Origin of the sequence: Streptomyces tricolor (genome assembly GCF_002155905.1) — a bacterium.
GTDB lineage: Bacteria > Actinomycetota > Actinomycetes > Streptomycetales > Streptomycetaceae > Streptomyces > Streptomyces tricolor.
This window is the reverse complement of record NZ_MUMF01001042.1, coordinates 1-493: the sequence shown is the minus strand read 5'-3', so window position 1 is coordinate 493 and position 493 is coordinate 1. Positions and strand designations below refer to the sequence as shown.

The window sequence follows — 493 nt, the reverse complement described above, 5'->3', positions numbered from 1 at the left end:
CCGGACACAGCAGCCGGTGGTACATCGCGGTGCCGCACCAGGTGCAGCGCTGGAACAGGATGGCGTCCTTGGAGTCCGCGGCGGCGGGATCGAGCACGCCCGCAGCGGAACCGGCCGCCGGATGCGAGGTGCTTGCTGAGTGGTGGTACACGCTGGTCAACTCCCTGCGCTCGGCCGGAATCCCGCGTGCCCGGCGCGGACCGCGCACGCGTGTGCACGGTCGCCGTGCCACCGTGCACGCCGACAGGGTATGGCACTCAGTGTCACTCGTAAAGGCACTCCGTACCCACAATCGTCGTCGGAGGGTCTGTCCCCGGCTCAGGCGCGACCGAGTGCCGTCTCCAGTTCCTGCACCACCCGCCACAGCGGGGCGTCCCGGCGGGAGACCAGGACCACCACGTCGTCGGACCGCCCGGTCGCCGCGTCGGCGCGGACAGGGCCGGCGGTGCCGGCGGTGTCGGCGGTGTCGGCGGGGACGATCCAGGTGGCCGGC

1 pseudogene is annotated in these 493 nt (G+C 72.6%); it reads right to left on the bottom strand.

What is annotated here, in order from left to right:
* Positions 1-318 precede the first annotated feature (318 nt).
* Positions 319-493: pseudogene (locus tag CCN44_RS47250) on the bottom strand (TetR family transcriptional regulator); the annotation flags it as partial.